The following is a 15,258-nucleotide window of genomic DNA, read 5'->3' on the forward strand; positions in this document are numbered from 1 at the left end:
TGGCAGGCATGCGGTTTTTTTATTTGTGAAGATCGACTAAAGGTTTACAACCGACCAACCAAAGGAATACAAATAGAAAAACTTTTGTGCGGAGGTGGCCGGTTTGTATAGCCGATGGATGGATTTGGACAGGCGATATAAGCGGGTCATTTTTCTGATTGGTATAATGGCGCTTCTGCTCGTCGTAGCTACGGTTGGATTCATGTATTTTGAAGATTTATCCCCATTCAATGCCTTTTGGATGACAATCATTTCAGTCATGACAATCGGCTATGGAGACATTTATCCGACGACGGAAGGAGGCCGCTGGTTTGCCTTGTTTCTTGTGCCGCTAGGAGCGGGAATCGTGACATATGCACTCGGGATCGGGGCTTCCTATTTCATCGAACAGCAATTATCGAATAGGGTGTGGGTGAGAAGGATGGAAAAACAAATTGCCAATTTAACTGACCATATCATCATCTGCGGTTTCGGGCGCGTCGGTCGGCAAGTGTATAAGCAATTAAAGGAGGAAGGCGTTCAGATTTTAGTCATTCATGACAATGAAAGTGACTTGCTGGAAGTTGTAGAACCGGGCACTCTTCGTCTGATCGGCGATCCAACTGACAAAGCTGTCTTGCTGCAGGCACGTGTCGATCAAGCCCGTGCACTTATCACCACTTTATCCAATGACGCCGATAATGTTTTCATCACTTTGACTGCAAAGAGCATCAACGAGGATATAGTCATCTCGGCACGTGCGGAACGGGATGACTCGGAGGATATATTGGAAAAAGCGGGCGCGGATAGCGTCATTAACCCGTCTATCATCGGGGGCAGGGAGTTGGCGATGTCTATCATGAAACCGAACGGCACCGACTTCATCAATGATCTGATCCGATCGGAAGAAAAAGAGTTCATGGTCGGGGAAGTTGCACTGGATCATACGGAACCGTTTATCGGAATGACAATCGAGGACGCGAACCTGCAGAAACACTTTGAAATCACCCTCGTCGCGATTTTACGGAATGAAGAACTGCTTAGCAATCCGGATTTGAATGAAAAATTTCAGCAGGGGGATACATTGATTGTCATCGGCAATCCGAAAAAAATCGAGCATTTCCGTGTCAATAAAAATAAAGGACATACACCCCGATGAATAGTATGCCAAGATCCGCGAACATATGGATGATCCAAGACGGCAGGATCGTGCGGCATTTTTCATTCACAAGCTGAAAGATCAGCCCGCCTGCCCAAAGTCCGCCGACAGCTAGCAGTAAAATCGGCAATGTGAACCAAGGTAAGAAGATTGCGATATGGTAAATAGCGAAAAAGAACGGCGGCAGGATGAACCGCATTTTTGACTGTCCGAATAGGTTAGGCAGCAATCCGCGAAAAAAGAATTCCTCAATGACCGAGTTTCCGATTAAAATATATAGTGCGGTGAACGGGAATACGGCAGGTGTAATGCCGGATTGCAGCAAGTCGTCCCGCACAGAAGCGATGTCAATGAACTGTTGCAATAAAAGGTAGGCACCGATAATGAGCGCCATGATCGATATTCCTAAAATGAAAGCGAGTCGCATGCTCTTTCGGTCAGCTTTCCGGAACCGGAGAAATGGAAACTTGGTGGCGCGAAAAAGAATCAAAGGGATTGCAAGAAATAGCATCACCTTTGCGACAGTTTTAACTTCGTACGTTACACCGACACTTTGCTCAATCCATAACAACAGCAAAATGCTGAGTATAGGAAAGACAACTCCGAACCATTTTTGCATCCAATCACCCCACGATTTTCTCCGTTACTATTCTATGTAACTTTGACGTCTTAAATAAAAAGATGTTTCATTTGCGAACTATTTTGAAAGACTAGGTTTACGACTAAACAGCGGCGGGTATAGATGAAAACCACCTCTCGCCTTGCGAGGGATTTCCTTGTTTGATGAGAGAAAAAGGAGGAATCCATATGACGATTGTTGATGGTAAATATCCGAACAAAAAGGACTTGGAACCGAAAATCCTGCATCCTGGAAAAGGGATTGGACCCACGTACGAACTGCCTTTGGCGGATCCTGCCGACTCGAACTGGACACATGAATTCCGTAAAAATGCACAAGACAGAACAGGCATACATGACCCATCAGCTTATAGTGAAAATAAGCCACTTGTCGATGAATTCCAACTGATGGGAAATGAAGTGCCTTTGGAAATGCAGACGGATGAAAATCGGGAATTCAACAGTATGACCCGAGAAAAGTGGAACAGCCAAAAGAGAAATGACAAACCGATAGATCTTACGTAAAGTGGGCACCCGACAGCGGATGTCCGCTTTTCCTTTTTCATTTCCTTTTATAGTATGATGACGTAAAGGGGGAATTGGAAATGTCAACAATTGAACAATTGAAGTTTGCAAGAATGTATACGATGGGGCGTCTATCACAGGCGAAGGAAAATGCATGGGACAAGCAACCGACCGGCTTCAATAATACAATCCGTTGGAATGTCGGGCACATTTATTGCTCGTTGGAGAATTTTATCGCGACAGTCCTACCATCCTACGAGCCGCAACACAAAGAGTGGAATGCCTTTTTTGAAAGAGGGACGAGCCCTGCGAAATGGGAAGGTCAAGCCCCTGCTAAAGAGGAATTGCTTGTAGCTCTAGAGGAACAGTTGCCGCGTGTCGTTCAAGCATTGGAAGGCAATCTTGACCGAGTGCTGCCTGAACCGATTAAAATTGGCGATATGTTAACGATGGGAACAGTCGACGCAGTCATGCAATTTGCTATATGGCACGAGGGACTGCATGCAGGTGTCATCCATGGATTGAATCGGGCGATAGGAGAGTAATCGCAACAGTTTATTGCTTAAATAAAGACAAACGCGACTATAATACGTCGCGTTTGTCATTTTATATTAACATCAAAAAAATAAGTTGCTTTTCCATTATTCCATTCTACAATAACTTCATAAATATAATATCCTTTTTTCAAAGGAAGTGTTATTTCATTATCCTTAAGTTCTACTGCGGTGCTTGTATCATCTTCGTTCCATTGGTTCACGATTATAGAAGTAGGATTTTGTTCGATCTCTACTATTAATTTATTATTTTTTTCAGCTTGTAATGTATCGAATTCCTCTGCCAAGTCATTTATATCTGAACTACTAATTTTTCTAAACTCTGAGTCACTTTCTAGCCACTCGAATTCACCTATTACCATTGTATACTCTTGATTATCAACGATAACTTTTCCTTGTGCTTGGTTAAAAGTATTGGATGAGGGTATTCCATTACAGCCAACAATAGTAAGAACAATTAACATTGATAGCAATATTTTCTTCATGCAACATCCTCCTTCCAAACCCAAATAATTAATCGTTGATCATGAAAATTCGATTATTTCACCATTCCAAAATGCCTCCGCAGTAAATAAGCTACCCATTTGCAATGCGGATGTTGGCGGATATTCTCCAATAATCCCTTCACGATTGCCGGATGCAGCGCCGGCTCCAACAGCTCCTGCTTCAAGAGGATCAACGACTCTTTTTCGATCGAATCCTCCATATCCTCAATATTCTTTTCCACGATTTCAACAATCTGAGCCAATGTACGCTCTTCATTCAAAGGCTGATCGATCATCTGAATCAATTCATCTGAAATGAAGGAAAGTGTCATGTTTTTAGCTAACAGATCCGTCTTTTCAACGAGGGATCGTGCGAGCAGATCCAAGTCGATCGGTAATTTATACAGCAGGAATAATTCGGAATAGGTGTTCATGAAGCCTTTAATACAAAACGCTAAATCGTATTTTAAGTCATTGGCTTGTTCGCCATATAATCGATCGATCATAGATAGGATTATTTTTTCAAGTGATTTATTGTAATTATGAAGCTTTGTGAACAGTTCTTCATTGAATGATTGCGTCGGTTCCTTCATGAGGATCTTGGCAAAATCGGAATGTTTATTGAACGATTGAAACGTCGTGTAATAGAAATTATATAATAAATCGGCGTCATTCTGCTCATGATTGACCACGTAGTCAATGTCCGCTGTGAACTGTCTCATAAAGTGATCGATCAACGCGACAATCAGCTCGTCTTTCGACTTGAACGATAAATAGAAAGCTCCTTTGGAAATACCGCAATGGTCAGTTATTTGTTGGACAGACGTCGCTTCAAATCCTTGCTTTGCAAAGAGCTCCAAAGCTTTCTCCATAATCAGTTGTTTTTTTGTCATATGTTCAAATCGCTCCTATGCTAATTCTTGACAATTGACCGTATAGTCATTAGTATGAAGAAATGAGTCAAAACTGTCAATGTAGGGGAAGGTGTAAGGGTGAAAGGGTTAGTCAATTTTGTTCTTAAGAATAAATTAGCAGTATGGTTACTCACCATTATTATAACAGTGTCGGGGGTTTATTCGGCAACGCAAATGAAAACAGAGACGCTGCCGGATATTTCGATTCCGTATTTAATGGTGATGGGCGTCTATCCCGGTGCAACACCGGAACAGGTTATGGAGGAAGTCTCGGTACTTATCGAGAGGGCGGTAGAGAACCTGGATCATGTGAAATCCGTCTACTCCAATTCGTATTCTAATATGTCCAGCATTCAAGTGGAATACGATTACGGCATCGACATGGATGAAGCGAAACGGGAGTTGGCGTCCGCGATGGATTCGCTTTCCTTGCCTGAAGGTGCGCAGGAACCGGTCATCACAGCGATCAGCATGAATATGATGCCTGTCGTTGCGCTAAGCGTGAGCAGTACAACCGAAGATATTGTTGAACTGACATCCACTGTCGAAGATATTTTGCTTCCAAAAATTGATAAGATCGACGGCGTTGCATCTGCGACGATTTCGGGACAGCATATCGAAGAAGTGGAGCTTACGTACGACGAGGAAAAAATGGCTCAGCTTGGTTTGAAAGAAGATAGCGTTAAGCAAATGATCCAAGCAAGCAATATCGAAGTTTCACTCGGTCTATTCGAGTTTGAGGAAGGCGAGCAGGCTGTTGCTGTCGACGGCAAGTTCATGACTATTGATGAGCTGAAGGGCATGCTAATTCCTGTCACGCCGTCAGAGGCAAATTTATCGCCATTCGTTAAGCTTGGCGATATTGCGACGATTGAAAAAGTCGGCAAGGTGCAGTCCGTTTCACGTACAAACGGTGAAAATGCAATTGCGATCCAAATCGTTAAAGGACAACGTGCGAATACGGTCGATGTTGTAAATGACGTGAAGAAGTTGATGAAGGATGAAGAAAAAGCGCTTGATGGCTTAGTCGTCGATGTATCACTTGACCAAGGAGAACCGATTGAGCACTCTGTATCGACGATGGTTGAAAAGGCGCTTTTCGGTGGTTTGATTGCAATATTGATCATTCTACTCTTCTTGCGTGATTTCAAGTCTACGATTATCTCTATCGTTTCAATTCCCGTTTCAGTATTTATGGCGTTGTTGTTGCTGAATTGGATGGATATTACGCTCAATATTATGACGCTCGGGGCAATTACAGTCGCCATCGGCCGGGTCATCGATGACTCCATCGTCGTTGTGGAAAATATATACCGGCGACTACACCTGAAAACCGAGAAGTTATCAGGTCGTGCATTGATACGCGAAGCAACGATTGAAATGTTCAAGCCGATCATGTCTTCGACGCTCGTAACGGTTGCGGTATTTGCACCGCTTATCTTTGTAGGCGGCATGGTAGGGGAGCTATTTTTGCCGTTCGCATTGACGATGTCGTTTGCGCTTGGTGCTTCATTACTCGTCGCGATTACAATCGTGCCGGCATTGTCCCATTTCCTATTCAGGAAAAAGCTTTATGGTGAAAAGAAGGAAAGCCAGCATAAAGAAGCCGGTAAAATGGCGAACTGGTATAAAGGCGTTTTAAGTTGGTCATTGAATCATAAAGTCATAACGTCGATCATCTCCGTCGTTCTCTTGGCGGGTAGCCTAGGGCTTATGCCGCTGATCGGCTTCAGTTTCTTAGGAAGCGATGAAGAAAAAGTGATGTACATTACGTACACGCCTGCAACGGGTGAACTTCAGGATGAAACGTTGGCGAACGTTGAAGTTATCGAAAAGGAAATGTTGAAACGCGGTGATATCGACATCGTTCAATTATCCATCATGGACAGCGCCGATCCGATGACCGCGATGATGGGCGGCGGGTCGAATGGCGCGCTTATGTATCTCATCTTTGACCCGGACATGGAAGACTTCCAAGGAGCTCGTGCAGAGGTTGAAGACTATGTATTCAACATCGGCCAATCCGGAGAATGGAAGAGCCAGGATTTCAGTTCCATGGGAATGTCCACAAATGAAATTAGCTACTCGTTCTACAGTGAAAATTTAAGCAGCCTGAAAGAAGCTGTCCAGCAGGTTGAAAAAGTCATGGGAGATAACAAAGGCATTGAGGATGTCTCTTCAAGTACTGAGGATGCGTACGTTCAGTACACATTGAAGGCAACGCAGGATGAGTTGTTGCAGCATGGGTTGACGACTGGGCAAATCATCATGATGCTTAACCCGTCAAGAACGCAGGAAGTTGTCACGACGGTCGGTAAGGATCGAGATGAATTGAAAGTTGTCGTGAAGCAGAAGGCGACTGAACAGCCGAAATCGATCGATGACATGCTGGAACAGGAAGTTCCGACGGCAATGGGGACGACAATTAAACTTTCAGCGTTAGTGAAGGTGGAAGAGGGGTCGACTTTCAATACGCTGGCCCGGAGCAAAGGCCAATATTATGCCACTGTCTCCGGTAAGCTCGTAGACGCGGACATATCGAAAGCGACTTCTGAAGTCGACAAGGCAATTGCCGAATTAGATTTGCCGAAAGGTGTCGCATTCGATACAGCAGGTGTCGCGGCTGACATGGAAGAAGCATTCACACAACTCGGCATCGCAATGCTTGCGGCGATTGCGATTGTCTACTTCATCCTCGTTGTGACATTCCGTGAAGGTGTCGCACCGTTTGCGATTCTGTTCTCGCTTCCGTTTGCAGTAATCGGATCATTTGTTGGTCTGTTAATCGCAGGCGAAACGATTTCCGTTCCGGTCATGATGGGTCTGTTGATGTTGATCGGTATCGTTGTTACGAACGCAATCGTACTCGTGGACCGAATCATCCGGATGGAACGTACAGGATTGAAAATGCGTGAAGCTATACTGGAAGCGGGTGCAACTCGTTTACGTCCAATCCTTATGACAGCGATCGCTACAATCGGCGCCCTCACTCCATTGGCAATCGGAAATGGAGCAGGCGGCGGATTGATCTCGAAAGGTCTCGGCATCACAGTTATCGGCGGTTTAGTCAGCTCCACATTGTTGACGCTGATCGTCGTACCGATCGTGTACGAAATCTTGTCGAAAATGTTCAAGAAGAATCGTTTGGATTTGGAAGAGGATTAATAGGTGAAGCAGAAGAAGGAGCAGCAACTTGTTCCTTCTTCTGTTTTTTTGTGGAATCGCGAACGGAATTGGGCCCGCGCTCAAAGCCGCTGGGCCCGCGCTCAAAGAGGTGACTTCCGAGCCCAAAGCCGCTGCTCTCGCGCCCAAAGAGGTGTCTCCCGGGCCCAAAGCCGCTGCTCTCGCGCTCATAGAGGTGACTTCCGCGCCCAAAGCAGCTGTTCCCGCGCTCAAAGAGACAAGACATACTAGATTAATAGGTTTAGTCCCCCGCGTTTATAGGAATAGTCACTAATAGACTATCTAAATGAATGGAGGACACGGAATGTTTAGAGATATGTATTTTGCCAACATGCTTAGTTGGCTGCCTGAATTGATTCTCGGGTTGGTCGTCTTGCTAATCGGCTTTTTCATTGCGAAAGCAGTGGAAAATGCAGTGCACAAACGTTTGAAGAAATCCAGAGTCAACGAGAGGCTGGACGTTAAAGAAGGTAAATGGAATGTGGAAAAGATCATCAGCAAAGTCTTCTTCTTCGGTATCCTTCTATTAGCATTCCTTCTCTTCTTTAACATCATGAATGCATCGATGATCGCAACGCCGTTCATGACGATGTATTCCGGAATTGGCGGAGCGGTTCTAAGCATCTTGAAAGCGGCGCTGATCCTGCTTCTGGCTTGGGTTCTTGCGTTGATTGTCAAGAAAGTGATTTTGGCAGTAGGCGGCAAGATGAAGCTCAACAAGTACGTTGCTAAAGCAGGGGGATCCCCCGATGAAATCGACAAGTCGAAATGGGTCGAAACGGCCGCGAACATTGCGTTCTATGTCGTCTTGCTGCTATTCGTGCCGGCTGTCCTTCATGCGCTTGGCTTGAGCGGAATTAGCGGGCCATTTGAAGGAATGTTGGAGAGCTTCATGAACTTCATTCCGAAACTTGTAGGAGCGGCGTTGATTTTTGCGGTTGGATGGGTTGTCGCGAAAATCGTCCGTACGATTGTTACGAAGCTGCTTGAATCGGTTGGTGTAGACCGGTTTGCACATAAGTTGAAATCCTCTTCAAAAGGGACAAGCATTTCAGGAATTATCGGTACAATTGTTTTTGTCCTCATTATGCTGCCGGTAACGATTTCTGCCTTGGAAGTATTGGATCTTGAAGGGATTTCTCAACCAGCTATTGCTATGCTGAACGACATTATGACGATGCTGCCGAAGATTGCGGTCGCCGTTGTCCTTGTATTAGTAGGCATCTACTTGGCGAAATGGGTTAAACGTGTCGTCGTTTCCCTACTAAATAACTTAGGCATCGACTCGCTTTCCGGTAAAATGGGTGTGCGAGCCGGGGCGACAACAATCTCATTCTCTCACATTATCGGAACGATTGTTCAAGTAGTTGTCATCTTATTGTTCGTCGTTGAAGCGCTTCAACTGCTTCACCTTCGCTTCATGGTGACGCTCGCAACAGGCATCTTTGCATACTTGCCGATGGTCGTTGCAGCTGTCGTCATTTTAGCAATCGGCTTCTGGCTTGCGAACCTTGCTGAGAAATTTGTCGGAAGCATTATGACGACGCAGTCAGGTGCTCCTCACGTATTGCGCTACGTAGCGAAATATGCGATTCTCGCGTTTGCATTCTTCATGGCATTGAGCCAACTCGGCATTGCCCCAGCGATCATCAACGCGGCATTCATCCTCATCCTTGGGGGCGTCGCATTGGCATTTGGACTTGCATTCGGTTTAGGTGGACGTGAGCATGCTTCACGCTACTTGACGAAAATGGAAAGCAGCTTGCAAAATGCAGATGTTTCCAAAGAGAAATGGGAGCAGGAGAAGAGCGAGATGAAGCGGGAGGCGAAGCAATCCGCGACTAACGCTCAACAGGCCGTAGATCAAACGGCGAAGGAAGATAATGTTCCTCCTGTCGGCAATGGCAGTAGCTATCCGACCGGTCGGGATTATGAACCGCGGACAGGCAACCTGCCATCTGACGAGCTGCCACTGTCTGACCCGGCAGACTCGAATATGACAGAGGCGTTCGATGAGAATGATCCCTCTAGATACAACCAAACAAACAAAGACGGCTACAATACGACGGATCCAGGTGAAGAGTACCCATTCGATCCGAACCGCGGTAATTAATAAACGTGAAACTGCCCCATCCATCGGAAATCCGGTGGTGGGGCAGTTTTTCATTCAACCAAATCATTCTTAAACGCATAAATCACAGCTTGCGTCCTATCCTGTACCTCAAGCTTCGATAACAGATTGCTGACATGTGTTTTCACCGTTTTCAACGCAATAAACAAGTCATCGGCAATCTCCTGGTTTGTTTTCCCCTTTGCCAATAAAAGAAGAATCTCCAACTCCCGCTCCGTCAGATCATTATGAAGGCGATGTCCATTGCCGGACCGCATCTTCTGCATCATTTTCGACGTCACTTCAGGCTCCAATACGGTTTGGCCTTTCAACGTATCGCGTATGGCCTCCGCGATCCGCTTGGCATTCGAGGTCTTCAATATGTAGCTAATGGCCCCTGCTTCCAGTGCCGGATAAACTTTGTCGTCATCAAGGAAACTGGTGACGATGACGATTTTCGCTTCCGGCCATTGTTTGATAATCTCGGCAGTCGCCTCTGCGCCGTTCATTTCCGGCATGACCATATCCATTAATATAATATCCGGCCGTAATGCTAGCGCCTTCTCGACAGCTTCTTTCCCGTTGACTGCTTCGTCGATGACTTCCATATCGGGCTGCGTCTGCAAATAAGCGGACACGCCAATCCTCACCATTTCATGATCATCCGCCAATAGAATCCGTATCATCCGGTTCATCCCCCTTTTTCGTCGGCAATTTCACTTCCACTATTGTGCCTTGCGAAGGGACTGAAACGATTTTGCATGTACCGCCGATTTCAATCGCCCGTTCCTTCACGTTTTGCAATCCATACGATCCGCCTTTGCCGTCCGACTCCTCGAAACCGACCCCGTTATCTTGCACACGGAAAATAGCGAGGCTATCGCGTTCGACGAATAGGACATCGACTTCCGTCGCCTGCGCATGCCGCAACGTGTTCGATAGCGTTTCTTGCGCTATCCGGAAAAGGTGGTCTTCAGCTCCCTTAGACAAAGAGACTTCCTCAAGTCGATAACGGATATCGAACGAAACCTTCTCTTTTAATTCGACTAACAGTTCCTCAAGACCTTCCGCAAGCGATTTGTTATTCAATGCCGCTGGTCGTAAATGAAGGAGCAATGCCCGCATTTCGAGCTGCGCCTGCTGTATCATCCGCTCCGCTTGAAAAAGCGGTTTTTGCATTGTCTGTTCATGCTCCTGTTCATTTATGGCAGACATGAGCATCGAAGCGGCAAAAAGCTGCTGGGAAACGGAATCATGCAGCTCACGTGCGAGTCTCTGCCGCTCCTGTACAATCCGTTCCTGTATCAATTTATCTTGGGCTTCCGCACGTTCATCCGTAATCCGCTGCAAGCTTTTCCGTTGTGTCGTCAAAATATTGGACACGTCTTCAAGCGTTCTATCAATCTTCGGTGAAAATGCTTTAGAGGTTTTCACAATTTCATCATGTTGAATTAACCCTGTCAACTGTTGTTCAATCGCCTTCACCTTGGAACGGCCGATGCCGCCCATCCAACCTGCAATAATCGAACCGAGTGTGATGCAAGTGAAAATGATCCAGGCGCCTAGCGGTACGTTCGAGTATTGGATTTCATAGAAAAACAACCAGCTTTCATTCAACGGAACATCGACGAGCGTGTAGAAATACAATGCCGCAACTCCCGTGAAAATGAATGATAAAAAGAGGCTGCGACCAAAGAAGTTCTTCATTTCCGCACCACCTCAATATCCCCGATCCATGTGGAAAGGGAGATGATCAGCTCGGCCCGGTCCCCGATGTCCGCGTCGTAGCCGTCCTTAAAATGAAGCGTCTCATTGATCATCCGCTTCGGACTGATATCAAGGATCCGCGCTTCGCCAAACAATGTATTGTAATGGATGCGCACGGGGATTTCGTAAGGCAGGTCAATCTTGATCCGCCCGAACCCTTGCCGGATGGCGATGAATGACGTCCCTTTCGGAAGGACTGTGTCGGTCACATCAACATGGATATCCCCGAAAAAACCTTGGATTTGCACGTCTTCCCACTCATAGGAAGAGAAGGGGGACGCCTGGACAGAAAACCATTTGTTTTTCCAAATGCCATTCGGCGTCTCCTTTTGAAACTCTTTCAACGGACGCATCATCTGCTCCGCAGGAATCCCTTTCCATAAGTGGAATAAAACATAAATGAACATGGCGAGCAACAGCAGACGTAAGCTCCACAAGGTCAACAACGCCATAACAATGAAGAACAGCCCTAAAAAGGCCATCCACTTCGAACGTCTCTTGAACCCGAAATAAGTCAATCCGGCACCGAGAAGGAGGAAGATGATATTGCCATTCGCCAGGAAAGCGGATTCTATGAAAACGAGCAAAAGAAACGCTGCTATCCAAAATGTCATCTTATTCGTATCCATTTGTTTCATTCTAATGCCCCCTTCTTGATGTCAGATAGAAAAGGGAAGGCGGACACCTTCCCATGTAACTAATGTAAGTGATCATAAATCGTTGTAAGTGATCATAAATCCCGGTGAGTGATCATAAACCGTTGCAAGTGATCATAAACCCTGTAAATGAAACCTACGCACTTCTATATTACACAATTTCCGTCTTGTTTGCGGCATTTTTCTCAAGCAATTCCAATCTGCGCTCCATCGAAGACGCTTCATACTCGCGATTGATCTTGCCGCCAAGATTTTCGATATATGCATTCATTTCCTCGACGCTTGAAACTTGCTTATCGCCGTTTTCAGGGGAGATGAATTGATCCATGCGGCGATGGGCGCGTGTGACGTTTTCTTTGCCCATCAATTGCAACTGGCGGACCTTCATATCTTTCACTTTGTGCTTCATTTCTTCAAATTTCCGTTCCAGCGCAATCAATTCTTGCTCCGACTGCGTAATGCTAGCCGCCAACTCGTTTGCACGTGTTTCGTAAGCATAAATTTCATCTTGAGCAAACGCGACTAAATCCTCTTCGCCCATCGACTGCGCAAGCTCCAATTGACGGCGGCGTTTTCCGAGCATCGCTTCCGCTTCTGCAAACTCCTTCTCTAGCTCAACTTTCAACTTCCCTTGGCGCTCTAATAGCTTGCCAACCGATTCTGTCTGTTTTTCCGCTTCTTTGATGTATTGATTCAACATCGCAATCGGGTTTTTCGATTCCTTTTTATCAAGCGCTGAATGCAAGTCAGCTTGCACCGTGTATTTCAATCTGTTCCATAAACTGTTCATTGTAGTTTCCTCCTCATTTTGTAATTTCATCCCATTGCCGTTCGAAGTTGACGAATGGGTCGTCTGAATATGCAGCTTCAATTACATTTTCGTTTGTACGCTCATTCCATTTACGCCACACATAGTAAACACCAAGCAACGCGATGATGCCGATGAATGCCGGCACGTTTGAAACAGCTGTCACCAAACCGATGAGCAACACCATTCCCCAGAACAGCTTCAGGAATGTCGAATCACTCTTCCTGTAATAGTGGAACCCTGCAAAAGCGATCGCACCTGAAATGGCAAGTGCCAGAATCGACCCTAAGTTTGCGAGAACAACGATTGCCGCCACTATGCCGAGAATCGCAAGACCAAATTTTTTCATATTGTTGTTCCTCCTTTCGTTGTATCTACATCTTACAATGGGTACCGACTCTCCCAAACGGCCGCAAAGCGGATTTCCATCTACGACTTGAGACCGATTCTGTTCTAGGGACACCGAAAAATGCTATGGATATTGGGAGCGCTTTCAGGTAAGCTGTAACTATATGAACTATCAATTAATTCAGAGAATGAGGTGTCGATATGAGAGAAGTAGTCATTGTCGAAGGGGTACGGACCGCTGTCGCAAGACGAAAAGGTGGTTTTTCAGAATATCGACCGGACGAGCTGGCGGCTGTTGTCCTTGAAGAGCTGGTAACACGTGCAGGAATCGATAATAGCAATATAGAGGACGTTATTTTAGGCTGCGTCACTCAGTCAGGCGAGCAAGGCGGCAATATTGCGCGGACAGCCGCCTTGATTGCAGGCTTTCCGGTCCATGTTCCGGGCGTCACAATCGATCGGCAATGCGGGTCGAGCCAGCAGGCAGTCCACTTCGCCTCGCAAGCGATTGCGTCAGGCGATATGGATATTGTCATTGCAGGCGGTGTCGAAAGTATGACGAGGGCGCCGATGTTTTCGAATATGGGGGATGCCAAACCGAGTCCCAAGCTGACGGAAAAACATGAAATCATCAACCAAGGCCTTTCCGCGGAACGCATTGCCACGCAATGGGGACTGACCCGTGAAGAACTCGACCGTTTCGCATACGAAAGCCATCAGAAAGCGATCCGGGCCATCGAAGAAGGCAAATTCGATGACGAAATCGTGCCGGTTTCTGTGAATCGCGTCGATGGTGAAGTGGAAACCGTTGCAAGGGATGAAGGCCCGCGTCCAGATTCAACACCTGAAGTGCTTGCCGGCCTCAAAACAGTGTTCGATGAAAATGGCGTCATCACCGCTGGAAACGCCAGTCAAATGAGTGATGGCGCATCCGCTGTCCTGCTCATGTCCAAGGAAAAAGCCGAGGAGCTCGGCTTGAAGCCGCTTGCGAGGATTGTGGCGCGTACTGTTATCGGGTCGGATCCGACTTTGATGTTGACAGGACCAATTGAAGCGACTCGGAAGGTCTTGTTGAAGTCGGGACTATCTATTGAAGATATGGACGTTTATGAAGTGAATGAAGCATTCGCTCCCGTACCGCTCGCCTGGTTGAAGGATACTGGTGCCGATCCAGAAAAGCTGAACCCGAACGGAGGCGCAATTGCACTCGGTCATCCACTCGGAGCGACGGGCACGAAATTGCTCGTGTCGATGGTGAAGGAACTGCAGCGTACGGGTGGAAGATACGGACTGCTCGCCATTTGCGAAGGGATGGGAATGGCAAACGCGACGATTATTGAAAGATTATAACGTTACATACAGGGGGACAGACAGATGGAAATGCATGAAATCATAGCGATTGTCACGGGAGGAGCATCCGGTTTAGGGGAGGCGACGACTCGAAGGATTGTGGAGGCCGGTGGTAAAGTCGCTGTTTTTGATATGAATGAAGAACGTGGCAAGATGTTGGTCGATGAGTTAGGGAAAGAACATGTTTTATTCCTGAAAACGGATGTGGCGAAGGCTGAAAATGTCGAGGTGAACGTAGCTGAAGCTGTGTCTGCATTCGGTAAAGTGAATGCCGTAGTCAATTGTGCAGGGATTGCGACCCCTGGGAAAGTCGTTTCAAAAGGCGGCCCAATGATCCTCGACCGTTTTGAGCAAGTGATCCGCGTCAATTTGACGGGAACTTTCAATGTCATCCGGGTGGCGGCCGCCGCTATGATGGGCAATGAGCCGAATGCGGAAGGAGAGCGGGGCGTAATCGTGAACACCGCATCTATCGCGGCATTCGAAGGGCAGATCGGACAGGCGGCATACAGTGCTTCAAAAGGCGGTGTCGTCGGGATGACATTGCCGATTGCCCGGGAATTCGCCGGATACGGCATTCGTGTCATGACTATCGCGCCCGGCCTCGTGGAAACGCCACTATTCGCGGGACTCCCGGATCCTGCGCGCAATGCGCTTGAGGAGTTGACGCTATTTCCTAAGCGGCTCGGACGTCCGGAAGAATATGCGAAGCTTGTGGAAAGCATCTTCACGAATCCGCTATTGAATGGGGGGACGATCAGGTTGGATGGAGCGATAAGGATGCAACCGAAATGAGGGGGGT

At 46.8% G+C, this 15,258-nt stretch carries 15 protein-coding genes; 7 read left to right on the forward strand and 8 right to left on the reverse strand.

The window, feature by feature from the left end; genetic code table 11:
- Positions 1-103 precede the first annotated feature (103 nt).
- Entirely contained in the window at positions 104-1,138 is a 1,035-nt protein-coding gene (locus M3152_RS00640) for a potassium channel family protein (RefSeq protein WP_251693114.1), read from the forward strand.
- Here the strand turns inward: M3152_RS00640 and M3152_RS00645 are convergent.
- Positions 1,107-1,757, reverse strand: a complete 651-nt coding sequence (locus tag M3152_RS00645) for a CPBP family intramembrane glutamic endopeptidase (protein ID WP_251693116.1) — start codon at positions 1,755-1,757, stop codon at positions 1,107-1,109. The two genes, M3152_RS00640 and M3152_RS00645, sit on opposite strands and share 32 nt — an antisense overlap.
- A 188-nt stretch (positions 1,758-1,945) precedes the next feature.
- Here M3152_RS00645 and M3152_RS00650 point away from each other — a divergent pair, with 188 nt between their 5' ends.
- Together M3152_RS00650 and M3152_RS00655 are read left to right on the forward strand one after the other, a co-directional pair.
- Positions 1,946-2,281 (forward strand): hypothetical protein, encoded by a 336-nt coding sequence (locus M3152_RS00650; RefSeq protein ID WP_251693118.1) that lies wholly within the window; start codon positions 1,946-1,948, stop codon positions 2,279-2,281.
- 80 nt (positions 2,282-2,361) lie between these two features.
- Positions 2,362-2,826 carry a DinB family protein gene (locus tag M3152_RS00655; RefSeq protein WP_251693120.1) on the forward strand — a complete coding sequence of 155 codons (465 nt, stop codon included), beginning with the start codon at positions 2,362-2,364 and terminating at the stop codon, positions 2,824-2,826.
- A 56-nt stretch (positions 2,827-2,882) separates the two neighbouring features.
- Here the strand turns inward: M3152_RS00655 and M3152_RS00660 are convergent, their stop codons facing one another.
- The gene (locus tag M3152_RS00660; RefSeq protein WP_251693122.1) at positions 2,883-3,320 is read right to left on the reverse strand and encodes a hypothetical protein; all 438 of its coding nucleotides are present in this window, start codon (positions 3,318-3,320) and stop codon (positions 2,883-2,885) included.
- Positions 3,321-3,373: 53 nt separating this feature from the next.
- Entirely contained in the window at positions 3,374-4,213 is an 840-nt protein-coding gene (locus tag M3152_RS00665; protein ID WP_251693124.1) for a TetR/AcrR family transcriptional regulator, read from the reverse strand.
- Positions 4,214-4,312: 99 nt separating this feature from the next.
- On the opposite strand from M3152_RS00665, the gene M3152_RS00670 reads away from it, so the two are divergent.
- Positions 4,313-7,399: an efflux RND transporter permease subunit gene (locus M3152_RS00670; protein WP_251693126.1), complete on the forward strand. Its 3,087-nt coding sequence runs from the start codon at positions 4,313-4,315 to the stop codon at positions 7,397-7,399.
- A 322-nt stretch (positions 7,400-7,721) separates the two neighbouring features.
- A complete protein-coding gene (locus M3152_RS00675) occupies positions 7,722-9,530 on the forward strand; it encodes a mechanosensitive ion channel (RefSeq protein ID WP_251693129.1) in 1,809 nt (602 codons plus the stop codon).
- A 50-nt stretch (positions 9,531-9,580) separates the two neighbouring features.
- Here the strand turns inward: M3152_RS00675 and M3152_RS00680 are convergent, their stop codons facing one another.
- From M3152_RS00680 to M3152_RS00700, 5 genes are all read right to left on the reverse strand, one after another.
- Positions 9,581-10,213, reverse strand: coding sequence for a response regulator transcription factor (locus M3152_RS00680; protein ID WP_251693131.1), 633 nt, complete (start codon positions 10,211-10,213; stop codon positions 9,581-9,583).
- Positions 10,188-11,234, reverse strand: coding sequence for a sensor histidine kinase (locus M3152_RS00685; RefSeq protein ID WP_251693134.1), 1,047 nt, complete (start codon positions 11,232-11,234; stop codon positions 10,188-10,190). The genes M3152_RS00680 and M3152_RS00685 overlap by 26 nt, the downstream gene beginning before the upstream one ends.
- Positions 11,231-11,932, reverse strand: a complete 702-nt coding sequence (gene liaF, locus M3152_RS00690; RefSeq protein ID WP_251693136.1) for a cell wall-active antibiotics response protein LiaF — start codon at positions 11,930-11,932, stop codon at positions 11,231-11,233. Before liaF ends, M3152_RS00685 begins: the two co-directional genes overlap by 4 nt.
- A 169-nt stretch (positions 11,933-12,101) precedes the next feature.
- The gene (locus M3152_RS00695; RefSeq protein ID WP_251693138.1) at positions 12,102-12,740 is read right to left on the reverse strand and encodes a PspA/IM30 family protein; all 639 of its coding nucleotides are present in this window, start codon (positions 12,738-12,740) and stop codon (positions 12,102-12,104) included.
- A 13-nt stretch (positions 12,741-12,753) separates the two neighbouring features.
- Positions 12,754-13,107: an ABC transporter permease gene (locus tag M3152_RS00700; protein WP_251693140.1), complete on the reverse strand. Its 354-nt coding sequence runs from the start codon at positions 13,105-13,107 to the stop codon at positions 12,754-12,756.
- Positions 13,108-13,307: 200 nt separating this feature from the next.
- Here M3152_RS00700 and M3152_RS00705 point away from each other — a divergent pair, with 200 nt between their 5' ends.
- Both M3152_RS00705 and M3152_RS00710 read left to right on the forward strand, forming a co-directional pair.
- Positions 13,308-14,456, forward strand: a complete 1,149-nt coding sequence (locus M3152_RS00705; RefSeq protein WP_251693142.1) for a thiolase family protein — start codon at positions 13,308-13,310, stop codon at positions 14,454-14,456.
- Between the two features lie 24 nt (positions 14,457-14,480).
- Positions 14,481-15,251 carry an SDR family NAD(P)-dependent oxidoreductase gene (locus M3152_RS00710; protein ID WP_251693144.1) on the forward strand — a complete coding sequence of 257 codons (771 nt, stop codon included), beginning with the start codon at positions 14,481-14,483 and terminating at the stop codon, positions 15,249-15,251.
- Positions 15,252-15,258 lie beyond the last annotated feature (7 nt).

It is taken from the genome of Sporosarcina luteola (genome assembly GCF_023715245.1).
In the GTDB taxonomy this organism is placed as follows: Bacteria; Bacillota; Bacilli; order Bacillales_A; family Planococcaceae; genus Sporosarcina; species Sporosarcina luteola_C.